General features: G+C 35.2%; 28 protein-coding genes. All 28 read left to right on the top strand.

Going from position 1 to position 23,367, the window contains the following annotated elements; genetic code table 11:
• Positions 1–13: 13 nt before the first annotated feature.
• The 28 genes from ACXYMZ_RS05030 to rseP all read left to right on the top strand — a co-directional run bounded on the left by ACXYMZ_RS05030 (position 14) and on the right by rseP (position 23,198).
• A complete protein-coding gene (locus ACXYMZ_RS05030; RefSeq protein WP_458947266.1) occupies positions 14–235 on the top strand; it encodes a flagellar FlbD family protein in 222 nt (73 codons plus the stop codon).
• Positions 228–650, top strand: coding sequence for a flagellar basal body-associated FliL family protein (locus tag ACXYMZ_RS05025; RefSeq protein WP_458947265.1), 423 nt, complete (start codon positions 228–230; stop codon positions 648–650). Before ACXYMZ_RS05030 ends, ACXYMZ_RS05025 begins: the two co-directional genes overlap by 8 nt.
• A gap of 34 nt (positions 651–684) precedes the next feature.
• Complete coding sequence (gene fliM, locus ACXYMZ_RS05020; protein ID WP_458947264.1) at positions 685–1,680, top strand: flagellar motor switch protein FliM; 996 nt, start codon at positions 685–687, stop codon at positions 1,678–1,680.
• A complete protein-coding gene (gene fliY, locus ACXYMZ_RS05015) occupies positions 1,673–2,854 on the top strand; it encodes a flagellar motor switch phosphatase FliY (RefSeq protein ID WP_458947263.1) in 1,182 nt (393 codons plus the stop codon). Before fliM ends, fliY begins: the two co-directional genes overlap by 8 nt.
• A gap of 23 nt (positions 2,855–2,877) precedes the next feature.
• On the top strand, positions 2,878–3,240 hold the full coding sequence (locus ACXYMZ_RS05010) for a response regulator (RefSeq protein WP_458947262.1): 363 nt from the start codon (positions 2,878–2,880) through the stop codon (positions 3,238–3,240).
• A 12-nt stretch (positions 3,241–3,252) separates the two neighbouring features.
• Positions 3,253–3,891 carry a flagellar biosynthetic protein FliO gene (locus ACXYMZ_RS05005; protein ID WP_458947261.1) on the top strand — a complete coding sequence of 213 codons (639 nt, stop codon included), beginning with the start codon at positions 3,253–3,255 and terminating at the stop codon, positions 3,889–3,891.
• Positions 3,884–4,549 carry a flagellar type III secretion system pore protein FliP gene (gene fliP / locus ACXYMZ_RS05000; RefSeq protein ID WP_458947260.1) on the top strand — a complete coding sequence of 222 codons (666 nt, stop codon included), beginning with the start codon at positions 3,884–3,886 and terminating at the stop codon, positions 4,547–4,549. The genes ACXYMZ_RS05005 and fliP overlap by 8 nt, the downstream gene beginning before the upstream one ends.
• Positions 4,550–4,579: 30 nt before the next feature.
• Positions 4,580–4,849, top strand: coding sequence for a flagellar biosynthesis protein FliQ (gene fliQ, locus ACXYMZ_RS04995; protein WP_458947259.1), 270 nt, complete (start codon positions 4,580–4,582; stop codon positions 4,847–4,849).
• Between the two features lie 3 nt (positions 4,850–4,852).
• Positions 4,853–5,632 carry a flagellar biosynthetic protein FliR gene (gene fliR / locus ACXYMZ_RS04990; RefSeq protein ID WP_458947258.1) on the top strand — a complete coding sequence of 260 codons (780 nt, stop codon included), beginning with the start codon at positions 4,853–4,855 and terminating at the stop codon, positions 5,630–5,632.
• Position 5,633: 1 nt separating this feature from the next.
• Positions 5,634–6,713 carry a flagellar biosynthesis protein FlhB gene (gene flhB / locus ACXYMZ_RS04985; protein ID WP_458947257.1) on the top strand — a complete coding sequence of 360 codons (1,080 nt, stop codon included), beginning with the start codon at positions 5,634–5,636 and terminating at the stop codon, positions 6,711–6,713.
• Between the two features lie 20 nt (positions 6,714–6,733).
• The gene (gene flhA, locus ACXYMZ_RS04980) at positions 6,734–8,767 is read left to right on the top strand and encodes a flagellar biosynthesis protein FlhA (RefSeq protein ID WP_458947256.1); all 2,034 of its coding nucleotides are present in this window, start codon (positions 6,734–6,736) and stop codon (positions 8,765–8,767) included.
• Positions 8,764–9,891, top strand: coding sequence for a flagellar biosynthesis protein FlhF (gene flhF / locus ACXYMZ_RS04975; RefSeq protein WP_458947255.1), 1,128 nt, complete (start codon positions 8,764–8,766; stop codon positions 9,889–9,891). The genes flhA and flhF overlap by 4 nt, the downstream gene beginning before the upstream one ends.
• Entirely contained in the window at positions 9,884–10,753 is an 870-nt protein-coding gene (locus ACXYMZ_RS04970) for a MinD/ParA family protein (protein WP_458947254.1), read from the top strand. Before flhF ends, ACXYMZ_RS04970 begins: the two co-directional genes overlap by 8 nt.
• Complete coding sequence (locus ACXYMZ_RS04965; protein ID WP_458947253.1) at positions 10,750–11,829, top strand: protein-glutamate methylesterase/protein-glutamine glutaminase; 1,080 nt, start codon at positions 10,750–10,752, stop codon at positions 11,827–11,829. The genes ACXYMZ_RS04970 and ACXYMZ_RS04965 overlap by 4 nt, the downstream gene beginning before the upstream one ends.
• A gap of 53 nt (positions 11,830–11,882) precedes the next feature.
• Entirely contained in the window at positions 11,883–12,353 is a 471-nt protein-coding gene (locus ACXYMZ_RS04960; RefSeq protein WP_458947252.1) for a chemotaxis protein CheW, read from the top strand.
• Positions 12,354–12,360: 7 nt separating this feature from the next.
• The gene (locus ACXYMZ_RS04955) at positions 12,361–12,996 is read left to right on the top strand and encodes a chemotaxis protein CheC (protein ID WP_458947251.1); all 636 of its coding nucleotides are present in this window, start codon (positions 12,361–12,363) and stop codon (positions 12,994–12,996) included.
• Positions 12,989–13,489: a chemotaxis protein CheD gene (locus tag ACXYMZ_RS04950; RefSeq protein WP_458947494.1), complete on the top strand. Its 501-nt coding sequence runs from the start codon at positions 12,989–12,991 to the stop codon at positions 13,487–13,489. Before ACXYMZ_RS04955 ends, ACXYMZ_RS04950 begins: the two co-directional genes overlap by 8 nt.
• 39 nt (positions 13,490–13,528) lie before the next feature.
• On the top strand, positions 13,529–14,293 hold the full coding sequence (locus tag ACXYMZ_RS04945) for a FliA/WhiG family RNA polymerase sigma factor (RefSeq protein WP_458947250.1): 765 nt from the start codon (positions 13,529–13,531) through the stop codon (positions 14,291–14,293).
• Positions 14,294–14,320: 27 nt separating this feature from the next.
• Positions 14,321–15,715 carry a DUF342 domain-containing protein gene (locus tag ACXYMZ_RS04940; protein WP_458947249.1) on the top strand — a complete coding sequence of 465 codons (1,395 nt, stop codon included), beginning with the start codon at positions 14,321–14,323 and terminating at the stop codon, positions 15,713–15,715.
• A gap of 253 nt (positions 15,716–15,968) precedes the next feature.
• Complete coding sequence (locus ACXYMZ_RS04935; RefSeq protein WP_458947248.1) at positions 15,969–16,265, top strand: hypothetical protein; 297 nt, start codon at positions 15,969–15,971, stop codon at positions 16,263–16,265.
• Positions 16,266–16,277: 12 nt separating this feature from the next.
• Positions 16,278–16,745, top strand: coding sequence for a DUF6115 domain-containing protein (locus tag ACXYMZ_RS04930; protein WP_458947247.1), 468 nt, complete (start codon positions 16,278–16,280; stop codon positions 16,743–16,745).
• A 176-nt stretch (positions 16,746–16,921) separates the two neighbouring features.
• Positions 16,922–17,671, top strand: coding sequence for a 30S ribosomal protein S2 (gene rpsB / locus ACXYMZ_RS04925; RefSeq protein ID WP_458947246.1), 750 nt, complete (start codon positions 16,922–16,924; stop codon positions 17,669–17,671).
• 92 nt (positions 17,672–17,763) lie between these two features.
• Complete coding sequence (gene tsf / locus ACXYMZ_RS04920; RefSeq protein WP_458947245.1) at positions 17,764–18,642, top strand: translation elongation factor Ts; 879 nt, start codon at positions 17,764–17,766, stop codon at positions 18,640–18,642.
• A 159-nt stretch (positions 18,643–18,801) separates the two neighbouring features.
• Positions 18,802–19,536, top strand: coding sequence for a UMP kinase (gene pyrH, locus ACXYMZ_RS04915; protein ID WP_458947244.1), 735 nt, complete (start codon positions 18,802–18,804; stop codon positions 19,534–19,536).
• The gene (gene frr / locus ACXYMZ_RS04910; protein WP_458947243.1) at positions 19,526–20,083 is read left to right on the top strand and encodes a ribosome recycling factor; all 558 of its coding nucleotides are present in this window, start codon (positions 19,526–19,528) and stop codon (positions 20,081–20,083) included. Before pyrH ends, frr begins: the two co-directional genes overlap by 11 nt.
• Positions 20,084–20,239: 156 nt before the next feature.
• Positions 20,240–21,001 carry an isoprenyl transferase gene (locus ACXYMZ_RS04905; RefSeq protein WP_458947242.1) on the top strand — a complete coding sequence of 254 codons (762 nt, stop codon included), beginning with the start codon at positions 20,240–20,242 and terminating at the stop codon, positions 20,999–21,001.
• A gap of 15 nt (positions 21,002–21,016) precedes the next feature.
• The gene (locus ACXYMZ_RS04900; protein ID WP_458947241.1) at positions 21,017–21,808 is read left to right on the top strand and encodes a phosphatidate cytidylyltransferase; all 792 of its coding nucleotides are present in this window, start codon (positions 21,017–21,019) and stop codon (positions 21,806–21,808) included.
• A gap of 115 nt (positions 21,809–21,923) precedes the next feature.
• Positions 21,924–23,198, top strand: coding sequence for an RIP metalloprotease RseP (gene rseP, locus ACXYMZ_RS04895; protein WP_458947240.1), 1,275 nt, complete (start codon positions 21,924–21,926; stop codon positions 23,196–23,198).
• Positions 23,199–23,367 lie beyond the last annotated feature (169 nt).

Below are 23,367 nucleotides of genomic sequence, written 5' to 3'. Positions count from 1 at the left end.
TCCCACCAATTATATGATTCAATTAAAAAAAATGAATGGTGACGTTTTTACTCTCAATGCGGTGTTAATCGAACAAATCGAGTCTTTACCAGACACTACGATAACCTTAATAAATGGAAAGAAAATGCTTGTTAAAAACTCTAATCAAGAGGTTAGGGATTTAGCGATAAAGTTTTACCAGAAGATTGGACTGCAACAAATTAATCATCAACAGGTAGGTGAAGAAAATGAGTAAACTAGTAAAAATAATGGTTACATCCTTAGTTGTTTTATTGATTGCATCGATTGCAGCGCTTGTTGTTGTACTAAATATTAATGTAGCTGGTGCAGATGATAATAAGGAATTAACGATTGAAGAATTGGTTGAGTACTCTTATCAAACGCCTGAAGTAACAACTGATTTGCAAGATGGGTCCTTTGTAAGAATTCAGTTCCAAATTTTAACGGATGGTAAAGATGCACATCAAGAAGTTAGTCAGCGTGATTTTCAATTAGTAAATATCTTAATAAAAGAATTAGCAACCATGAATGAAGAAAGCTTTAAATCTGGGTTGGATGAACTAGAAGTTGTAATAAAAGATAAATTAAATGATGTGATGACAGAAGGAGAAATTGTTGACGTCTACACAATCAATAAGATACTACAGTAGATATTTTGCTCCAATGTGGAGGTGAGAAGCTTAAATGGATGAAATTTTATCACAAAATGAAATAGATGTTTTACTTTCTGCGATATCTTCAGGTGAAATGGATGCCGAAGAGTTAAAGAAAGAAGAGGAAGAAAAAAAGGTCCGAGTATATGATTTCAAACGTGCTCTACGTTTTTCAAAAGACCAGATTAGAAGTATATCTAGAATTCATGAAAACTTTGCGAGAATGCTAACAACATTCCTTTCATCGCAGTTAAGGACCTATGTACATATTGCTGTAACCTCTGTGGATCAAGTTCCTTATGAAGAATTCATACGTTCGATATCTTCCTTAACAGTTTTGAACATCTACAGTATGAACCCACTAAAAGGTAATTTGATTATGGAGGTCAATCCAAATATTGCCTATGCTTTATTGGATCGAATCTTAGGAGGTAAGGGAACAACTGTCGCAAAGAATGATAATTTAACTGAAATAGAAGTTTTATTATTAAAACAAACATTTGAAAAAGCGGCAACAAATCTTAAAGATGCATGGGCTTCTCTAATCGAAGTAGATCCTATTCTTGAAGAATTTGAAGAAAACCCACAATTTATACAAATGGTTTCACCTAATGAGACGGTTGTCATTGTGTCAATGTCTGCTTCCATTGGGGAAACAACAGGAATGATTAATCTTTGTATTCCTCATACATTGCTTGAACCAGTTATTCCGAAGTTATCTGCACATTATTGGATGGAGAATACGACGAAGGAACGTGATGAGGAATCCTATTCCAAACTTACTGAGAATCTACAGGGTACTGTAGTGGATCTTAGTGCAATTTTAGGTAGAACGAATATCTCAATCAATGAGTTTTTGGATTTAGCTGAAGGTGATGTACTTGCATTGAATCAACAAATTAGTGACCCGTTAACGATGATGGTTAATGATGAAGCTAAATTCTTTGTACAACCAGGAGAGTTTAAGAAAAAACTGGCCGTACAAGTCCTAGAAGAAATTACAAAGGAGGACAGCAGCAATGAATGATGGCATGTTATCTCAAGATGAAATTGATGCACTATTGAACATTGGCGATGATAAAGAAGAAGAAAATAATAAGAGTGAAGTGTCCCTTTTAACGGATATAGAAATTGATACGATTGGTGAGATTGGTAATATCTCTTTTGGTAGTTCTGCAACAACATTATCGATGTTATTGAATCAAAGAGTTGAAATTACAACACCAACTGTAAGTGTTATTGAAAAAAAGGATTTAAGTGATGAATTTAATTTCCAACCGGTTAGTGTTCAAGTAGATTACACGAAAGGTTTCTCAGGACGTAACATCTTTATTATTAAAGCAACTGATGCAGCAATAATTGCTGATGTAATGCTTGGTGGAGATGGATCTAGCCCTGATGAAAACTTATCGGAAATTAGTATAAGCGCTGTCCAAGAAGCAATGAACCAAATGATGGGAACAGCTGCAACAAGTATGTCTACTATATTTAATAAAACTGTAGATATATCACCACCTTCTATAATCGAAGGTTCTATTGAAAGTGATATAGATGAAATATTTAGTGAAGATGCTTATGTGAAAGTATTTTTCCGTTTAATAGTTGGTGACTTAATTGACTCGAATATGATGCAATTAATCCCTATGTCCTTTGCAAGTGAGTTGGTAGAGCAATTACTAAATGCTGATTCAGAAAATGATCAAAGCGAAGGTTCTGCAGAAGTACCAACAAAAGAAACGATGGAACAACCTGTTACTTCACAACAGCAAACAAGAGAGCAAAGTGCGCCAAGTCAAGCTCATCATGAACAACCTATAAATGTACATAGGCATGAGGAAAGGCAAACACAATATCTAGGTAATAATTTCGATGCAAATAATGCAACGATTGAACAAGCCGCCTTTTCAAGTTTTGATGCACCAACACTGTCGTCAAATGAAAAGCGCAACCTAGATATGTTATTAGATATATCTTTAAAAGTAACAGTAGAGTTAGGAAGAACAAAGAAAAGCATTAAAGATATTCTTGATTTAAGTTCAGGATCAATTATCGAGCTAGATAAGCTTGCAGGGGAACCTGTTGATATTCTAGTAAATGATAAATTGGTTGCTGAAGGAGAAGTAATCGTTATTGAAGAGAATTTTGGTGTTAGAGTTACTGATATAATAAGTCAGTCCGATAGATTAATGAAACTTAAATAATTATGCCTTTAGGAGGAAACAAAATGTCTAAAAAAGTATTGATTGTAGATGATGCAGCATTTATGCGCATGATGATTAAAGATATCTTATCAAAAAATGGTTATGAAATCGTTGGTGAAGCGCCAGACGGAGCGCAAGCTGTTGAAAAATATAAAGAGTTACAACCTGATTTAGTAACAATGGATATTACAATGCCTGAGATGGACGGCATTACAGCTCTAAAAGAAATCAAAAAAATAGATCCAAACGCGACAGTTATTATGTGTTCTGCAATGGGGCAACAAGCAATGGTGATTGATGCAATCCAAGCTGGTGCAAAAGACTTTATTGTAAAACCATTCCAAGCGGATCGTGTACTAGAAGCAATACAAAAGGCAATTAGCTAAGCGAGGATGCTTATGAAATGGATAAAATATATTGCTCTTGCTGTCTTCATCTTACTACCCTTTAGTGTAAGTGCTGAAACAGATTATGTTGAGGATTGTTTGGAGAATCCAGAGGCATGTGAAGAAGATCTAGACGAACCAGTTATCGATACGAATGAGAACGATGGAAGTGATCTGCTGGGACAAGAGACTGGCAGTAGTTCTTTATTTTTTGAAATAATAAAGATGTTCTTCGCTTTATTACTTGTTCTTGCATTAATTTATATTTTCCTATATTTCTTGAAGCGAAGAAATAAACTAGGTAATCGAATTAAGTCATTAGAAAATATCGGTGGTCTGTCGGTTGGTCAAAATAAATCGATTCAAATTATTCGTCTTGGAAGCCAAGTGTATGTAGTTGGTGTAGGCGAAGAGATTACTTTATTAAAAGAAATCGATGATAAGGAGTTAATCGATCAATTACTTCTTGAAGCGGAAGAAGAAACAACTGATTTTTCGGCGGATACCATTCTATCCATGTTTCAAAAGAAGAATGATAGAAAGCAAGAAAATGAAAATGACTTTAAGAATTTATTTAATGAAGAGCTGAGTGATTTGAAGAATAAACGCAAAAATATAATTAATAGGCACAAGGAAGATCATAATGAATGAATTTATAGAAATATTCTCTAGCTCAGATCCTACAAATATATCAACGTCAGTAAGATTACTTCTTTTACTAACGGTATTTTCATTGGCGCCTGGTATTTTAATATTGATGACGAGCTTTGCGAGAATAGTTATTGTACTTTCTTTTGTTCGAACATCATTAGCAACTCAGCAGATGCCGCCTAACCAAGTACTAATTGGATTGGCACTATTTCTAACCTTTTTCATTATGGCTCCAACATTTCAAACGGTTTATGATGATGCATTAGAACCATTATTTGCTGAAGAAATTACATTGGACGAGGCATACGAGAATGCTAGTGTCCCTATGAAAGAATTTATGGCAAAACATACAAGACAAAAGGATCTAGCGTTATTTATGAACTATTCTGGAGCAGAGGCACCGGAAACAGTTCAAGATATTCCGTTGATGACTTTGATTCCAGCATTTGCTATTAGTGAATTAAAAACAGCCTTTCAAATTGGCTTCATGATTTTTATTCCATTTTTAGTAATCGACATGGCTGTCGCAAGTGTTTTAATGTCAATGGGGATGATGATGCTTCCGCCTGTTATGATTTCATTACCGTTTAAGATTTTGTTATTCGTTTTGGTAGATGGTTGGTATCTCATTACACATTCATTATTAAGTGGCTTTTAATAAAAGATTACTTGAAGGAGGTTGTTGTTGTTGAGCAGCGAATTAGTCTTAACATTAGCAGAGCAAGGAATTTTCACCATCTTACTTGTTACTGGTCCATTACTTTTACTTGCTCTTGGCGTTGGTTTGCTGGTCAGTATCTTTCAAGCAACAACACAAATTCAAGAACAAACCTTAGCATTTATCCCGAAAATTGTTGCTGTATTAATTGGTCTAATATTCTTTGGTCCTTGGATGCTTACAACGATGGTTGAGTTCACTTCAAATCTATTCCAAAATCTGAATAACTTTGTAGGGTAAGCGATGATAGAATATATTGATTTTAATAGTTTACCTGCATTTTTGCTTATATTTGCTAGGGTACTAGCTTTCTTTGTTACGATGCCACTATTCTCTTATCGTACAATACCAACAATGTTCAAAATAGGATTTAGCTTTTTTATAGCGATTCTTATGTTAGGAACAGTTGATGCGACAGCGCTAGTAGTTGATCATACGTTTATCTTTTTAATTGTAAAAGAAGTTCTTGTAGGTCTTCTAATTGGCCTAATGGCTTATATCATCATTTCAGCTTTACAAGTTGCTGGGGGGTTTGTAGACTTCCAAATGGGGTTTGCCATTGCTAACGTAATGGACCCACAGACTGGAGCACAAAGCCCGTTAACTGGTCAATATTTTTATACATTTGCACTATTATTTTTATTAGCCGTAAATGGTCACCATTTAATTATAGATGGTATCTTTAATAGCTATTCATTTATTCCAATAGAATCCTTTGTTTCATTTGGGGACCGTTCGATTGCAGACTTTGTAATTGATTCTTTTAATTATATGTTCGTTGCTGCCTTCCAAATGGCAATCCCAATTGTAGGAACATTATTCTTGGTTGACGTTGCTCTAGGGATCATCGCGAGAACCGTTCCGCAATTAAACGTTTTCGTTGTTGGTTTACCTTTAAAAATATTAGTAAGTTTTCTAGCAATCTTCGTTTTTCTTGCACTTTATATTACAATAGTAGAAAATTTATTTTCTGCAATGTTTCGTACAATGCGTCAATTAATGCAATTATTTGGAGGTGCTTAACTTGCGATTAGTAATGGATTTACAATACTTTGCAGGTGAAAAGACGGAAAGAGCAACTCCAAAAAAACGTATGGATGAACGTAGAAAGGGAAAAGTTGCTAAAAGTCAGGATATAAATACTTCGATTTTACTTGTATTTTGTTTTCTGGCTTTATTTGTTTTTGGTAGTTTTATGCTAGATGCGATGCTGCAACTTTTTATACAAGCATTTACAATGTACATACATTCGGATGTAACCTTCGAATCTGTACCAATGGTATTTAACAGTGCTTCATGGGAAGCAGCAAAAATGTTAGCACCAATTATGCTGATTGCAATAATTGCCGGATTTGGTTCGAACCTGCTACAAGTTGGATTTCTATTTACAACAGAACCACTTAAATTTGATTTAAAGAAAATTGATCCTATTCAAGGTGCGAAAAGAATCTTTTCAATACGTGCTATTGTGGAACTGTTAAAATCATTATTTAAAATTACCTTTATTGGTGCTGTTACTTTTTCGATTATATGGATATTTAGAGACGATGTATTAATGCTAGCATTTTCAAATGCTGAAAATGCTTTAGCATTGTTTGGGAGAATTGCAATTATAATGGGGATTGCTTCTACAGCAGCTCTATTTTTCCTGGCAATTCTAGATTATCTCTATCAACGTTATGATTTTGAAAAAAACATGAAAATGTCAAAACAAGATATAAAAGATGAATATAAAAACATGGAAGGGGATCCGTTGATAAAATCTAAGATTAAAGAGAAACAACGGATGATTGCAACGAGAAGAATGATGGCAGAAGTTCCTGATGCTGACGTTGTAATCACTAACCCGACCCACTATGCAATAGCAATAAAGTATAATGAAGAAAGAGCTAGTGCACCTTATATCCTTGCGAAGGGTGTTGACCGTACTGCTCTTAAAATTCGTGAAATTGCTGCTGAAAACAACGTGATCGTTTATGAAGACAAACCTTTGGCAAGAGCATTATATTCTGTAGTTGAAGTTGGCGATGTAATTCCAGAAGAATATTATCAAGCGATAGCTGAAGTATTAGCTTATATCTATCAAGTTGAGCAAAAAGCGTAAGTAATGAGGAGAGACATTTAATGAAATTTCGTGATTTATCCGTTTTAATAGCAGTTATTCTAATTATATTAATGCTTGTTATTCCTCTTCCAGGGGGAGTATTAAGTGTTCTTATCCTCGTTAATATTACAATCTCACTTATGGTAATTCTTGTTGCAATGAATACAACTGAGGTACTACAGTTTTCTGTTTTTCCGACCTTATTATTACTTGTTACACTATTTCGACTAGCTCTAAGTGTATCTACAACAAGAGCAATTTTAGCTAAAGGTGATGCTGGTGGAGTTGTAGAAACATTTGGTAGCTTCGTTATTGGCGATAACCCTCTAGTTGGGTTTGTTGTATTTATTATTTTAGTAATCGTTAACTTCTTAGTTATTACAAAAGGTGCCGAACGTGTTTCCGAAGTTGCGGCTCGTTTCTCTCTAGACTCTATGCCTGGTAAACAAATGAGTGTTGATGCTGATTTAAATGCTGGGTTGATTTCGGAGCAGGAATCAAGAGAACGTCGAAAAAAGATTGAAAAAGAAGCTGACTTCCATGGTTCCATGGATGGGGCAAGTAAGTTCGTAAAAGGTGATGCAATCGCCAATATTATTATTGTTCTTGTAAACATCATCTTTGGTATTATCATTGGTATGGTACAAATGGGTCTCTCACTAGGTGAATCCGTTGAACTATTTACGCGTTTAACAGTTGGGGATGGATTAGTGAGTCAAATTCCAGCACTCCTGATGTCAACAGCTACTGCAATTGTAGTAACACGTTCAAGTGATGGACAAAACTTGGGTACAGATGTTATGGACCAAATGTCGCAATATCCAAAGTTATTATATATAGCTGCAGGAACAATTTTCTTATTAGGTCTAACTCCTATTAATTTCTTACTGACAACATCACTTGCTGGATTACTGGCTTTCACTGCTTATTTCATGCAAAGAAAACCAGTTGTGCCTGATGTACCAGATGAAGATGAATTGGCTGCAGAAGAAGGTTCGCAAATGCGTCAACCTGAAAATGTAGTTAACTTGATCAATATGGATCCTATCGAATTTGAGTTTGGTTATGCGTTAATTCCATTAGCAGATGCGAGTCAAGGTGGGGATCTTTTGGAACGTGTCATCATGATTCGTCGCCAACTAGCCATTGAATTAGGACTTGTCATTCCAGTTGTGCGAATTCGCGATAACATACAACTGAATCCAAATGAATATCGATTAAAGATTAAAGGAAATGAAGTTGCTTCTGGAGAATTGATGTTGGAACATTATTTAGCTATGGCACCTGACATGGAAGATGATGACTTGGAAGGTATCGAAACGAAAGAACCTGCGTTTGGATTACCAGCTAAATGGATAACTGAAGAGTATAAGGACGATGCTGAATTGTCAGGATATACGGTAGTAGATCCTCCATCTGTCGTTTCTACACACATTACAGAGGTAATTAAACAACACGCGCATCACCTACTTGGTAGACAAGAAACTAAACAACTTATTGATCACTTGAAAGAAAGTAATCAGATATTAGTTGATGAAGTTACTCCAGAACCACTAGCAATCGGAGACATTCAGAAAGTGCTTGGTAAACTGCTTAGAGAAAAAATATCTATTCGTAATTTACCAATTATCTTTGAAACACTAGCTGACTATTCGAAAATGACCAATGATACAGATTTACTGACAGAATATGTAAGACAAGCATTATCTGCACAAATCACAAAACAATATACAACAGAAGATTTTCACTTAAAAGTAATCACTGTTTCCGGTAAGGTAGAGAAACTAATTGCTGAGAATATACAGCAAACAGAACACGGAAACTTCTTATCACTAGATCCAGAACAACAGCAAGATGTTATCACAACCATTCATAAAGAAGTTGAAAAATTATCCTTACAGGTAGATACACCAATTATTCTATGTTCGCCAGCGATTCGTATGTATTTAAAACAGTTATTAGAGCGTTTCTTACCACAGGTTGTTGTTTTATCTTATAATGAATTAGAACCGAACGTACAAGTTCAGAGTGCAGGGGTGGTGAATATCGCATGAAAATAAAAAAGTATAAAGCCAATACAATGCCCGAAGCTCTCGAAGTCATTCGTGAAGATTTGGGTCCAGATGCAGTAATTCTTCACTCGAAAGAAGTTAAGAAAAATGGCTTATTCGGTTTTTTTGGGAAAAAGAAAATCGAAGTTATTGCGGCGCTTGATCCACAACCTATTCAAAGAAAAGCTCAACCTAAAATCGTTCATAAGCCGACGAAAGAGGCGAGAATGCAAGAAGTTTATAAACCATCGAAAGAACAAGATACTATTTTAGCAGAAATAAAACATTTAAAGAAAATAGTTGAGCTCCAATCTTTAAAAGATGAGTCTTCTCTTGCACCTGATTTTCAATTGATCTACAACCATCTCATTAATCAAGAAGTAGACGAAACACTTGCGAAAACAATCATTGAAGAAGTGAATGAAGCAATTGGAGATACTGAAGAATCAGTAGAACGAAAAGATATTGAAAAAGCTTTTAAGCATGTATTAACTGAGAAGCTCAAGAAATATCCGGCGAAAGCTATTCATTCTGAACATAAAGTCGTTCAATTTGTTGGTCCAACTGGTGTTGGAAAGACGACTACAATTGCAAAGATTGCAGCAAAGTTAATGCTGGATCAAGGAAAAAAAGTAGCATTTATAACTTCAGATACGTATAGAATCGGTGCTGTAGAACAGTTAAAAACCTATGCAAGAATTTTAAATGTTCCACTGGAAGTTGCTTATAACTTAGAAGACTATCAAAATGCTGTAGAAAAGTTTAATGATGTAGATATCATTTTAGTAGATACGGCTGGAAGAAACTTTAGAGATAAAAAGTATGTTCAAGAGTTACAAAAGCTTAGCATTGATCAAGAAAAACTTGCGACATATCTTGTATTATCTTTAACAGCTAAACCAAAAGATTTAAGTGAAATATACGATCAATTTCATCTTATCCCGCTTGAATCCGTTATATTTACAAAAATTGATGAAACGAAACAGTATGGCAGTATGTTAAATATCGTCTTAAATAAAGAAATTGGAATTTCCTATGTTACAAATGGTCAAGATGTTCCTGATAATATCCTTCAGCTTACCGAAGAAGATATTACAAAACTTGTAGTAGGTGATTTATATGACTGATCAAGCTTCCAATCTTCGTAGGAAATTAGCTTCTAAAGAGGAAGTTCGTCAAGCAAAAACAATTTCTATTATTAGTGGAAAAGGCGGGGTTGGAAAGTCCAATATTGCGCTTAACTTTTCTATTGAATTGATCAATCAACAAAAGAAAGTTATTATTTTCGACCTTGATGTTGGAATGGGAAATATTAATATATTACTTGGTTTATCACCCAAGCGAACCATCGTAGATCTATTAGAGGAAAACCTTCAAATAGCAGAAGTTGTTGAACATGGTCCAAATAACTTGGCTTACGTCGCTGGAGGCTCTGGGTTAAGTAATTTTCTAGAATTAACAACAGAAAAGAAAATGCATTTTTATAACCAATTTGAACAAATAACAAAAGAATACGATTATATTATCTTTGATATGGGAGCAGGAATTACAATGGACAGTCTGTTCTTTATTCTTGCCTCAGATGAAAGTATTGTCGTGACAACTCCTGAACCGACATCCATCACGGATGCTTATAGTATGATTAAACAGTTAGTTAATCACGGGTATAACAGTGAAATAAACATTATTTTGAATCGTGCACCCTCACACAAGGAAGGAATACACGCTTTAGAAAGATTTCAACAGGTCGTTACACAGTTTTTACATATTCAAACGAGGGCTATGGGAGTTATTCCTGAAGACCAAACAGTTACAAAGGCAGTCATCAAGCAAACACCTTATATGTTGCTAAATGAAAAGTCCAAAGTCGCTAAAGCAATGCGCGTGCTAACTGAAAGCTTTTTGGAAACAAAAACGGATACATTGAATATTGAAGATACATCCTTCGTTAACAAATTAATTAATTTATTGCGAGGTAAAAATAAATGAAGACAACAAGAGTGCTTATCGTGGACGATTCGGCCTTTATGAGAAAGATGATTACATCAATTTTAGAAAGTGATTCTCGAATCAAAGTCATAGGTACTGCTAGAAATGGGGCAGACGGGATCAAGAAAATTAAAAGCTTGAAACCCGATGTCGTAACGATGGATGTAAATATGCCAGTATTAGATGGCATTAGTGCATTGCAAATAATTATGAAGGAAATGCCTCTCCCAGTAATTATGTTATCTAGTCAAACAGCAAGAGGTACTGATAATACAATAGCGGCAATTGAAGAAGGCGCGGTCGATTTTATTATGAAGCCGTCTGGAGAAATTTCATTAAATATTGAAATGATTAAAAATGAAATTGTATCCAAAGTTATTGCAGCATCCTCTGCTACAATAGGAATTGAACCAAAAGAGATTATTCAACTCCCACCAAAAGAAGAAGTTAAGAAAAAGGTTGAGAAACAACGCGTTATCTCAGAAAAAAAACGCACAATTATCGTTCTAGGAACTTCAACAGGAGGCCCTCGTGCATTACAAAAGGTAATAACAAGCCTACCTAAAGATTTCCGCACACCAATATTAATTGTCCAACATATGCCAAAAGGATTTACAAAATCATTAGCTGATCGATTAAATGGTATGACTCACTTGCATGTAAAAGAAGCGGAGCATGGGGAAGTCATTCAAGCCAAGTCAGTTTATATTGCACCTGGTGGTTTTCATATGAGGGTAGAGAAGGTTGGAAGTAACTTTGTGATTCATACCTCTCAAGATGCACCAATCAATAATCACCGTCCCTCAGTAGATGCTCTGTTTTTCTCCGCGTCAAAGTTGTATAATATTAATAAAATAGCAGTTGTACTTACTGGTATGGGAAATGATGGTTCTGCTGGGATTATTAATATGAAAGAAGAAGACCAAGATACAATCATTTTAAGCGAATCAGAAAAAACAGCGACTATCTATGGTATGCCAAGGGCGGCATACGAAACGAATGTTGTCGACCAAGTTTTACCTATTGATCAAGTCGGTAAGTTTTTAGGAGAAATAACTAGAAATTTTAAATCTTGATTGTTAATAGGAGCAAGCTTCGATCATTATCTCAAAACAAGGAGATGTTATAAATGGAAAACAATACAGATTCAAATTTAAAAGTGATTGTATTTAACTTAAACGGTGAGGAATACGCTTTGCCTGTCGAGTATGTAGGGGCGATAGAAAGATTACATCCTATTACACGAGTACCTGAGACAGCGAACTTTGTAAAAGGGGTTATAAATCTTCGTGGTGTTATTATTCCTATCATAGACTTACGATTACGCTTTGAATTAGAAGAGACTGAACTAACAGATGAAAATCGTATTATTATCGTTAATGTTAATAATCTTGAAGTAGGAATTATTGTAGATGCAGCAAATGATGTAATTGATATTCCGCGTGATATTATCGAAGAACCACCAGAGGTTATTGGTTCAGTGGATGTAGATTATGTTGAAGGAGTAGCAAAATTAGACCAGAGACTTTTAGTACTTCTTAATCTTGATCTAGTGCTTGCTAAAGAAGATAATAAATTGTTTTCTAATTTAGAAGGGTAGTAATAATATGGGGTTTAAAAAATTAACCGAAGTTCATGTCGATGTTTTACGTGAATTAGGTAATATCGGAGCTGGTAATGCAGCAACTTCTCTATCTCAATTACTTCAAAAGAAAATAGATATGATTGTACCCTCAGTTAATATTGTTTCTTTTGATGAAATGGTTGAATTATTCGGTGATCCAGATGATATCATCGTAGCCATTCTTTTCCGCATTTATGGAGATGCACCAAGCACAGTAATATTTATACTTACAGTTGAAGAAGCAGAGTCACTCATTCAAGACATGGTAGGCGACACTGATTTTGACCTCTTGGAAGATAGTTCAAAAAATCCACTAGCATTGTCAGCACTTGAGGAAGTGGGTAATATTTTAACTGGTTCCTATATTGCTGCTTTGTCTGATTTAACTGGGCTTCACTTACAACAGTCTGTCCCACATTTGGGAATAGATATGGCTGCAGCGGTATTGACATATGGTCTATTAGAATTATCACAGTCATCAGACTATGCAATCGTGATTGATTCTAAAGTGAATGCAGATGAATCAAAAGAAGCAATGACTGGAAACTTTTTCTTACTGCCAAATCCGGAGGCTATCCCAGTTATATTAAAAGCGTTAGGAATCAATGGCCATGAATAATAAAGTTGGAACAGTTGTAAGAGTTGGTATTGCTGATTTAAATGTTGTGAGAGAACCTGATATGATAAGAACATTAGGACTTGGATCCTGTGTAGGGGTTGTTATTTACGATACCCAAAAGAAAGTAGCTGGTCTTGCACATGTGTTATTACCAGACTCAAGTGTAGCAAAACAAGATTCCTTAAATGATTATAAATATGCGAATACGGCTCTTCCTATTTTAGTAGATAGATTGCTAGCGATGGGAGCGAGGAAATTTGCTTTAAAAGCTAAACTAGCTGGTGGAGCTGAAATGTTTAAAATACCCTCAGGCTCAGATATTATGAGAATAGGTCCTAGAAATGTCGAGGCTGTCTTGAAGCAATTAAAAATGTTACAAATTCCAGTTATTGCGCAGGATGTTGGGGGAAACATAGGTAGAACGATTGAATTTGATCCAACGTCAGATAAATTAAAAATACGTAAAGTAAATAAAGAAGAATCTTTTATTTAATGTCAATGTCATCATATTTAAGGGAGGAGTGGAGCTACTATGAATTTAGATTACTCATCTTATGAACATAATCTCTGGGAAAGATGGAATAAGGAAGAAGACGAGGCCGTACTAAATGAAATAATTGAGTATTATATGTACCTCGTACAATTTCATGTCGAACGAATCGCAAGTCATCTACCAAGTAGTGTTAGTAAAGATGATATAAATAGCTTTGGTCTCCTCGGTTTATACGATGCAATAAATAAATTTGAAACAGACCGTAATCTAAAATTTGATACGTATGCATCATTTCGAATCAAAGGTGCGATTATTGATGGTTTGAGAAAAGAAGATTGGCTCCCAAGAACATTAAGGGAAAAAACAAAAAAGGTAGAAAAAGTTACAAATCAACTAGAGCAAGAACTTCAACGCTCACCAACTTCTGAAGAAATTGCAAATGAATTAGATATGACAAAAGGTGAAGTGGAGTCCGTCGTTAAAGATGCATTATTTTCAAATGTCATGTCCATTGAAGAAAAACCTAAAAATCAAAACGAATTCACTGAAGGCATAGGATATACTATTCCTGATGATGATTCCCTACAACCTGAAGAAGAAATGGTACAACAAGAATTAGAAAAAGATTTAGTCGAAGGAATTCGAGCTTTGAATAAAAATGAACAGATGGTTATCAGTCTATTCTACAATGAAGAATTAACTCTCACTGAAATCGGACAAGTTTTAGGCTTAACAACTTCTAGAATTTCACAAATACATAAAAAAGCGATTTATAAATTAAAAAACATTTTAACTAAATTATAAACGCTTCTATCTAAAGGGGTAATGATTATGGAAAGGCTTACGAAATATTTCCGTATCTTATTAGTAGAGAATAAAATGATAGCACAAGTGGAATATAAGGATGATTTCTTAGATTTAGAAGAAGAATTAGTTATAGAAAAGGATGTTTGGTTGAATTTTTTAGCAACCCAAAAAGTTGTATATGGAATTCAGCAAAACGTTATATCTGAGTTATCTCTCCAACCATCAAAATTCGAATATCCTATCATCATAGCAAAAGGCGAACCCCCAATAAATGGAGAAGAAGGGAAAGTCGAGTTTGTTATCGATTTCGAAAATCAAATAAATAGAGATGAAAATTGGAATTTTCGTGAAGTGATGAAAATACCTTCCGTAACAAAAGGGCAAAAACTAGCAAGGATAATAGGACCCACTTCTGGTGAAGATGGTAAAGATGTGACAGGTGCTATTATAAAAGCAAAGCAAGGAAAAGCCGCAAGTGCAAGAGCAGGTAAAAATGTTGTTTTTCAAGAAGAAAGTGCGAGCTTTTTTGCTGCTGAGGATGGACAATTTAGTTTATTAGGTAAAAAGCTATCAGTACATCCTGAATTTGAAGTTAATGAAACATTATCTTTAAAAAATGGAAATCTCGACTTTGTAGGAACGATTGTTATTCATGGCGATGTACCTAATGGCTACACTGTGAAAGCGGATGGAGACATTAAAATCCATGGAGTTGTTGAAGGTGCTACAATTGTTGCAGGCGGATCCATATTCATCGGTGAAGGAATAGTAGGACAAGGAAAGGGTTATTTGAAGGCGGGGCAAGATATTCGGCTAGGCTATATCAATCAAGCTGAAGTATATGCAGGCAATAATCTTTTCGTAGAAAACTCTATTATTCATAGTACCTGTATTGTAAATGGACATGTATTCTGTCAAACCGGTAACATTATTGGCGGGTCCGTGTCTGCTGGAAAATCAATTGAAGCAAGAGATATTGGAACAAAGATGAATTCAAAGACAGAGGTTTTCTTAGGAGTAAATAAATTAGTCTCCGAACAAGAAGAGCAATTACTAAGCGAAAAGCAAAAACTTACCGATCTACTTGGCAAACTAAAACACTTAGGTGAAAAACTTGCTACGCAAAATAGTGAAAATCCCCAAATCCGAATCTCACTACTTCGTCAGAGAAACTCTTTAAATAAAACAGAAACACGTTTGCGAGAAATAGAGGAAGAACTCCTCACATTAAATTCAAATCTTGGTGATTACCAAGAAACAAAATTAGTTGTTCGAAATTTTATTTACCAAAATGTAATTGTTACATTCGGAAAATACAAACGCGTCATGAAATCAGATTACCATTTTGTGAAAATGAATACAGAAGGCAATGAAATCAAATTACACCAATTATTCATACCAGAAACATCGAAACCTTAGTTATTAAAATAACTAGCCAAGTTAAAGTTTATTGTTGAGGCTTTCTCTATTTATAGACAGGGATAGCAATATGAGCTTCGGAAATATACGAAGACTCCTGCGGGATGAAAGGCAACGGTGAGACCCCACAGTGCGCAAAGCGCGCGAGGAGGCTCACCAGCCGCCCGCGGAAAGCGTAGTATATTTCCGAAGCGGATCTACTAGCTTAACAATAGTGGCTTTAGCTTTGCTAAAATAATGGGGGTAACTGCAAATGGGATGGAAATCAATAGAGATGCAGGTGGCATTACCTAGAACTGTAGATGCTGGTAAAGTCCAAGAACAACTACAAAAACAATCAGAACAAATGCAAGGGGCATTAACAGCTTCCCAAGTAGAACAAGAAAAAATTAAAAGAACCAAAGTTGGTGAATCAGAAAACACTGAAAAGCTTAAGCTAAAAAAAGACAGCCAGGATAATCAAGAAGAATCAACAGAAGACGACAAAGATAGAAAAGATGTCGATTCCTCCCATCCTTATCTCGGGAAACGTATTGATTTTAACGGCTAGAGGAGAGTTTTTATGATTCCATTTTTATTGATTATAAGCTTTTTATTGCATATCATCTCGCTTGTAGCAATATTTCAGCTTATAAAACAACGACAACAAAATAAACCACAAGATTCTTCTCAAGAAGTGATGGAATTATTAGAAGTCTATCTTACAGAGATTAGAGAAGAGAATAACCGACTTGATACACTACTTAAAAAACAAAGTAAGCCAGTGATCAGTGATGAAGCAGCTAAAAAACCTCTAAAAAAAGAAGTACATGAAGCCCCAATAGAAGTTGAAGAACCCGAAGAAATAGAGGACACATCTGAGATTGACGAAATACTAAAAGAAGTCCCACAAGATCAACTGAACGCCTCTCTTGAATCTAGGGTTTTGCAATTACATGCACAAGGTAAGAGTATAGAGACAATCGCAAAAGAGTTAGATTGTGGTAAAACAGAAGCAGAATTAATTATAAAGTTATATAATAGACCCTAATCTCTTGCTTCTATCGCCAAGTTATGATATATTATTTTTTGGTGTAAAACTCTTTTTATTAAGAAAGAAAGTTAAAACACACGTTTGGTGATTTACTTATTTGGTGCCATTGCCAATGGTCTATAAGTAGAAATGACCTGAGCGGAGGAAAACAAACCACTAGGAGGAATAAAATTATGGCAGCAATTTCGATGAAACAATTACTAGAAGCTGGTGTACATTTTGGTCACCAGACACGCCGTTGGAACCCAAAAATGAAGAAGTATATCTTCACAGAGCGTAACGGTATTTACATCATTGACCTACAGAAAACTGTAAAAAAGGTTGATGAAGCTTATAACTATGTAAAAGAATTAGCGGCTAATGGCGGTACAGTTCTTTTCGTAGGTACTAAAAAACAAGCACAAGATTCAGTTAGAGACGAAGCGATTCGCTCGGGCATGTACTTTGTTAACCAACGTTGGTTAGGTGGAACACTTACAAACTTCGAAACAATTCGCAAACGTATTAACCGTATGAAAGCAATTGAGAAAATGGAAGAAGACGGTACTTTTGAAGTACTACCTAAAAAAGAAGTAGTAGATCTTCTTAAAGAAAAAGATCGTCTAGTTAAATTCTTAGGCGGAATCAAAGATATGAAGAAGCTACCTGATGCTTTATTCGTTGTTGACCCGCGCAAAGAGCGTATTGCAATTGCAGAAGCTCATAAATTAAATATCCCAATCATCGGAATCGTAGATACTAACTGTGATCCAGATGAAATTGATTATGTAATTCCAGCGAACGATGATGCTATCCGTGCTGTGAAATTATTAACTGGTAAAATGGCTGATGCTATTTTAGAAGCAAAACAAGGTGAAGAAACTGCAGAAGCTGTTCAAGAAGAAACAGAAGAAAAAGCAGCAGTGGAATCAACTGAAGAATAATTTTTAAAAGATGAGGGTGATAAGAGGAGTTTAGCCTTTTATCGCCTTTTTTAAAGCATAATGAATGAATCGATAATCAAGGAGGAATTATAATGGCAATTACAGCGAAAATGGTAAAAGAACTACGTGAAAAAACTGGTGCAGGTATGATGGATTGTAAAAAAGCACTTCAAGAAACAAACGGTGATATCGATAAAGCAATTGATTTCCTACGTGAAAAAGGTGTTGCGAGCGCAGGTAAAAAAGCTGACCGTATCGCTGCAGAAGGTTTAACACACGTTGAAATTGACGGAAACAGAGCAGTACTTCTAGAATTAAACTGTGAAACAGACTTCGCAGCTAAAAACGATATGTTTACATCATTACTGAATAAAGTAGGTAAAGCACTTCTTGCTAACAACCCGAGTTCAGTAGAAGAAGCTTTGGCACAAGAAGTTGATGGTGAGTCGTTAGAAGCAGTAATTAATGGAGCGATTTCAACAATTGGTGAGAAAATTTCATTACGCCGTTTTACAATCTTAGAGAAAACAGATAGTGATGTATTCGGTTCATACCTTCATATGGGTGGAACAATTGGAGTACTTTCTCTTCTTGAAAATACGGACAATGAAGAAATTGCAAAAGACGTTTCAATGCACGCTGCTGCAGTTAATCCAAAATATGTTTCTCGTGAAGAGGTTTCAGAAGAAGAAGTTGCACGTGAGCGTGAAATTCTAACTCAACAAGCACTTAATGAAGGTAAACCAGAGAAAATTGTTGAAAAAATGGTTGAAGGTCGTTTAGGTAAATTCTTCGAAGAAATCGTATTACTAGAACAAAGCTTTGTTAAAGATCCTGACGTAAAAGTTAAAAAGTTTGTAGAAGAAAAAGGTGCTACAGTTAAAAACTTTGTTCGTTACGAAGTTGGAGAAGGTATCGAAAAACGCGAAGAAAACTTTGCTGATGAAGTAATGAGCCAAATTAAAAAGTAATAATGTCTCGCTTAAATGTCAAAATAAAAAGTTTTGACATATGGGCTGGACATTGGAAAATAGGGAGCAACTTGTTCCCTATTTTTCCAATATCTATTTATTCTAATCTCTATACCAGACAATCAAGTAAAACTCAAAAAAATTTCTATGGAGGTTTCTATGACAACAGCAAAGTACCGTAGAATTGTATTAAAATTAAGTGGGGAAGCATTGAGTGGTGAACTTGGAAATGGAATTGATCCCAAAATCATCAAATCAATTGCCCAACAAATTAAAGAGGTTTCAGAACTTGGAGTAGAAATTGCAGTTGTAGTAGGTGGCGGCAATCTCTGGAGAGGTAAAACCGGAAGTGAAATGGGAATGGACCGTGCATCAGCAGACTACATGGGTATGCTTGCAACAGTTATGAATTCTCTAGCTTTACAAGATGGTTTAGAAAATATTGGGATTCAAACAAGAGTTCAAACTTCTATAGAAATGCGCCAAGTTGCTGAACCATACATACGTAGAAAAGCAATTCGACATTTAGAGAAAAAACGCGTTGTCATATTTGCTGCAGGTACAGGTAATCCTTACTTTTCAACAGATACAACAGCTGCACTTCGAGCTGCAGAAATCGAAGCTGAAGTTATTTTAATGGCAAAAAATAATGTTGATGGTGTTTATTCTGCTGATCCTAAACTTGACAAAAACGCGGTAAAATATGATACCTTATCATATATGGATATACTTAGCGAAGGCCTAGCAGTAATGGATGCAACAGCATCTTCATTATGTATGGACAATGATATTCCACTTATCGTATTTTCAATTACTGAGCAAGGAAATATCAAACGTGTCGTTCAAGGCGAATTAATTGGTACAACAATTAGGGGGAAAACAAATGGCAAATAACGTATTGAAGCAAATGAATGAAAAAATGGATTCAGCGATCCAATCTTTTTCTCGAAACTTAGCTACCGTAAGAGCTGGCCGTGCAAACCCAAGTTTATTAGATAGTGTAAATGTAGAATATTATGGTGCGCAAACACCACTTAATCAAATTGCGTCAGTTGGTGCACCAGAAGCAAGACTACTTGTGATTACACCATATGATAAAACAGCTCTAGGTGATATTGAAAAAGCTATTCAAAAAGCTGATTTAGGACTTTCACCTGCAAATGATGGTAATGTAATTCGAATTAGCATTCCTGCACTAACAGAAGATAGACGTAAAGATTTAGTTAAGGTTGTAGGTAAGTTTGCTGAAGAATCTCGTGTTCAGGTAAGAAACATACGAAGAGATGCAAATGAACAGTTAAAAGCTTTAGAAAAGAAAGCTGAGATTACGGAAGATGAGCTACGTAAATATCAAGATGATGTTCAAAAAAGCACGGATAATTATATTAGTAAAATAGAAGATATCGTTAAGGATAAAGAGAAAGAAATCTTAGAAGTTTAAGCGAAAAATAATCTTAATTTGAGTTATGCCCTCTTTTTTTAAGGGGGCTTTTGTTTTCTTTTCGAATTACGGTTATAATAGAATTTATTATTAAAGAAATAATTTCCTTTTCTTTTACATATTTTATATGAAACCATTAAGTGTGGAGGACTCATGATGTCTATGAAAATACCTTTTATTAAAAGTAAACAAGCGAATAACGCCTCTATAGATGAGGGTGAAAATATACCTAACCACGTTGCAATTATAATGGATGGCAATGGTCGTTGGGCGGAAAAGCGCGGTTTACCTCGTGTTGCTGGACATAAAGAAGGTGTTAAGGCAGTTATGAATATTGTCAGAGCTGCCAATCATGCAAATGTGAAAATCCTAACTTTGTATGCTTTTTCAACTGAAAATTGGAACCGACCGAAGTTTGAGATAGAGTTTTTGATGAAACTACCAAAAGAGTTTCTGCATATATACCTCCCAGAACTAATGGAAAACAATGTTAAGATTGATACAATTGGTGACTTCGCTGCCTTGCCTATTCAAACACAAAAGGCTGTGCAATATGCGAAGGATAAAACAAAAAATAATACAGGATTACTTTTAAATTTTGCTTTAAATTATGGTAGTCGCTATGAAATTATGCAAGCAATAAAACAGATTATGAATGATGTTGATGGTGAAAAAGTTTCTTTAGATTCTATAAATGAAGAAGAGTTTTCAAAATATCTTTATACGAATGGATTAACAGATCCAGATCTACTTATCCGTACAAGCGGAGAAAAACGATTGAGTAACTTTCTATTATGGCAACTTGCATATAGTGAGTTTTGGTTTACAGATGTGTTATGGCCAGATATGAACGAAGAGGAATTTTTACGAGCGATAGCAGATTACCAAAAAAGGAAACGTCGTTATGGGGGCATATAAGGGGATGTTGAATAGATGAAGCAAAGAATAATTACAGCGATACTAGCATTAATTGTATTTCTACCCTTTGTTATATACGGTGACTGGCCTTTTACACTATTTATTTATTTGTTAGCTACCATCGGACTTCTAGAACTATTAAGAATGCGTAAAATTCCAATGATTTCTATTCCCAGTGTCATAGGTTTAATTGCATTATGGGTAATTTTATTACCAGGAGAAAGTTCGCTTTTTCCAATCGGTCAATTTTCAACAACTGATTTCTTTACGGTCATTATTTTGTTCTTACTTGCTTATACTGTATTAGTACGAAATAAATTTACTTTTGATGAAGCTGGTTTTATCATCCTAACTACACTATATGTAGGGATTGGGTTTTACTTCCTCATCGAAACAAGAATTGGTGAGAGTGGGTTAACGAATATTCTTTATGCCTTCTTAATTATTTGGGCAACTGATACTGGTGCATATTTTGCTGGTAGAGCATTTGGTAAAAAGAAATTATGGCCAGAAATTAGTCCGAATAAAACGATTAGCGGGGCAGTCGGTGGAATTATCACTGCTACGGTTGTAGCAATAATATTTCACGTCATTTATCCATTTCCACACACCTTACTCATTGTAATTCTTGTTACAATATTTGCTTCAATGTTTGGTCAAATAGGGGATCTAGTAGAATCTGCTTTTAAACGTCACTATGGTGTAAAAGATTCTGGCAAGTTATTACCTGGCCATGGAGGGATTCTTGACCGTTTCGACAGTCTATTATTTGTACTACCGTTCTTACACTTGATTCATTTTATTTAAATAGGTTAGAATTGAAATGAATTTATACTCATTGTAAATGAAAGACCTACGAGTGTCCGACTGAAAAGGTTTTACTCGATGAGAGAAGATATTGTTATAAAGGAAGGTGCTTCATTTGACCACAGTTATCGCATTTATATTTATGTTTGGCCTGCTCGTGTTCATTCATGAATGGGGACATTTAATTTTTGCAAAACGTGCAGGTATGCTTGCGCGTGAGTTTGCGATTGGTTTTGGCCCGAAGGTATTTTCGTTTACCAGGAATGAAACACTTTATACGATTCGGCTTATTCCAGCAGGCGGTTATGTGCGAGTTGCAGGTGAAGACCCTGAAATTATCGAACTAAAGCCTGGACATCATATTGGATTAGAATTTAATGATGCTGGTAAAGTTGATAAAATCATTGTGAATAATAAATCCAAACATCCAAATGCAAGAGTAATTGAGGTTGAACGTGTAGATCTAGATCATGATTTAATCATCGATGGCTATGAATTAGATGATGATGAGACAAGACTTCACTTCGAAGTAGATGAAAAGGCATTCTTTATCATGGATGAAAAAGAAACACAAATTGCTCCATACAATCGTCAATTTGCTTCAAAAAAACCAGGACAAAGAGCGATGCAATTGTTTGCAGGACCTCTTATGAACTTTGTTCTAGCGATTGTTATTTTTATTATCATCGGTATTGGACAAGGTACTCCGGTTGAAGAAGCAAAACTAGGTGAAATAATGGATGACGCTCCTGCACAAGAAGCGGGCTTTATTGCAGGAGATGAAGTTATAGATATTGAAGATACACCAGTATCAACTTGGCAGGAATTTACTACGATTGTAAGAGAAAGTCCTGGAGAAGAACTAGAGATGACTATTTTACGAGATGATACAGAACTTGAACTCGTCGTAACGCCAAACGAAGTAGAGGCAATGAATGAACAAGGTGAAACAATTTATATTGGGCAGATAGGTGTATATGCAGCCTATGAGAAAACTGTATTTGGCACCTTGACCTATGGCTTTAAACAAACATATGAAACAACAAAGATGATTTTAACTAACCTACTTATGTTAGTTACTGGTCAGGTTTCCATTGAGTTGTTATCTGGGCCTGTAGGAATATATGATGCAACAGACCAAATTGTTCAAACAGGTTTCTGGAACTTTATGCTATGGACTGCAATGCTAAGTATTAATTTAGGTATTGTAAACCTAGTACCATTACCAGCACTTGATGGTGGACGTTTACTCTTTGTCGGTCTAGAAGTCTTACGTGGAAAACCAGTCCCTCCAGAAAAAGAAGGGATGTTCCACTTCGTAGGATTTGCATTCCTTATGCTCCTAATGATCATCGTAACCTGGAATGACATTCAACGACTGTTCTTGTAAAATTAAACTTCAAAAGTTTCTAATGGAAAAATAAACATGCAGTGAAATAGTACACTTTATAAAACCCTTGCCTTATAATTAGAGGCAGGGTTTTTAAATTACAACTCTTCCATTGTTTCAATGCAATATCATCAATCGGAGAGTTATTTATGAAAATATACATAGACAC

Source organism: Oceanobacillus sp. CAU 1775 (assembly GCF_054482815.1).
This window is presented reverse-complemented; position numbering and strand designations above follow the sequence as displayed.

Excerpts from the sequence above, each read along its gene's own strand:
- ACXYMZ_RS05030 (WP_458947266.1), top strand. The coding sequence starts at position 14 with ATGATTCAATTAAAAAAAATGAATGGTGACGTTTTTACTCTCAATGCG.
- ACXYMZ_RS05025 (WP_458947265.1), top strand. The coding sequence starts at position 228 with ATGAGTAAACTAGTAAAAATAATGGTTACATCCTTAGTTGTTTTATTG.
- fliM (WP_458947264.1), top strand. The coding sequence starts at position 685 with ATGGATGAAATTTTATCACAAAATGAAATAGATGTTTTACTTTCTGCG.
- fliY (WP_458947263.1), top strand. The coding sequence starts at position 1,673 with ATGAATGATGGCATGTTATCTCAAGATGAAATTGATGCACTATTGAAC.
- ACXYMZ_RS05010 (WP_458947262.1), top strand. The coding sequence starts at position 2,878 with ATGTCTAAAAAAGTATTGATTGTAGATGATGCAGCATTTATGCGCATG.
- ACXYMZ_RS05005 (WP_458947261.1), top strand. The coding sequence starts at position 3,253 with ATGAAATGGATAAAATATATTGCTCTTGCTGTCTTCATCTTACTACCC.
- fliP (WP_458947260.1), top strand. The coding sequence starts at position 3,884 with ATGAATGAATTTATAGAAATATTCTCTAGCTCAGATCCTACAAATATA.
- fliR (WP_458947258.1), top strand. The coding sequence starts at position 4,853 with ATGATAGAATATATTGATTTTAATAGTTTACCTGCATTTTTGCTTATA.
- flhA (WP_458947256.1), top strand. The coding sequence starts at position 6,734 with ATGAAATTTCGTGATTTATCCGTTTTAATAGCAGTTATTCTAATTATA.
- flhF (WP_458947255.1), top strand. The coding sequence starts at position 8,764 with ATGAAAATAAAAAAGTATAAAGCCAATACAATGCCCGAAGCTCTCGAA.
- ACXYMZ_RS04970 (WP_458947254.1), top strand. The coding sequence starts at position 9,884 with ATGACTGATCAAGCTTCCAATCTTCGTAGGAAATTAGCTTCTAAAGAG.
- ACXYMZ_RS04965 (WP_458947253.1), top strand. The coding sequence starts at position 10,750 with ATGAAGACAACAAGAGTGCTTATCGTGGACGATTCGGCCTTTATGAGA.
- ACXYMZ_RS04960 (WP_458947252.1), top strand. The coding sequence starts at position 11,883 with ATGGAAAACAATACAGATTCAAATTTAAAAGTGATTGTATTTAACTTA.
- ACXYMZ_RS04955 (WP_458947251.1), top strand. The coding sequence starts at position 12,361 with ATGGGGTTTAAAAAATTAACCGAAGTTCATGTCGATGTTTTACGTGAA.
- ACXYMZ_RS04950 (WP_458947494.1), top strand. The coding sequence starts at position 12,989 with ATGAATAATAAAGTTGGAACAGTTGTAAGAGTTGGTATTGCTGATTTA.
- ACXYMZ_RS04945 (WP_458947250.1), top strand. The coding sequence starts at position 13,529 with ATGAATTTAGATTACTCATCTTATGAACATAATCTCTGGGAAAGATGG.
- ACXYMZ_RS04940 (WP_458947249.1), top strand. The coding sequence starts at position 14,321 with ATGGAAAGGCTTACGAAATATTTCCGTATCTTATTAGTAGAGAATAAA.
- ACXYMZ_RS04935 (WP_458947248.1), top strand. The coding sequence starts at position 15,969 with ATGGGATGGAAATCAATAGAGATGCAGGTGGCATTACCTAGAACTGTA.
- ACXYMZ_RS04930 (WP_458947247.1), top strand. The coding sequence starts at position 16,278 with ATGATTCCATTTTTATTGATTATAAGCTTTTTATTGCATATCATCTCG.
- rpsB (WP_458947246.1), top strand. The coding sequence starts at position 16,922 with ATGGCAGCAATTTCGATGAAACAATTACTAGAAGCTGGTGTACATTTT.
- tsf (WP_458947245.1), top strand. The coding sequence starts at position 17,764 with ATGGCAATTACAGCGAAAATGGTAAAAGAACTACGTGAAAAAACTGGT.
- pyrH (WP_458947244.1), top strand. The coding sequence starts at position 18,802 with ATGACAACAGCAAAGTACCGTAGAATTGTATTAAAATTAAGTGGGGAA.
- frr (WP_458947243.1), top strand. The coding sequence starts at position 19,526 with ATGGCAAATAACGTATTGAAGCAAATGAATGAAAAAATGGATTCAGCG.
- ACXYMZ_RS04905 (WP_458947242.1), top strand. The coding sequence starts at position 20,240 with ATGTCTATGAAAATACCTTTTATTAAAAGTAAACAAGCGAATAACGCC.
- ACXYMZ_RS04900 (WP_458947241.1), top strand. The coding sequence starts at position 21,017 with ATGAAGCAAAGAATAATTACAGCGATACTAGCATTAATTGTATTTCTA.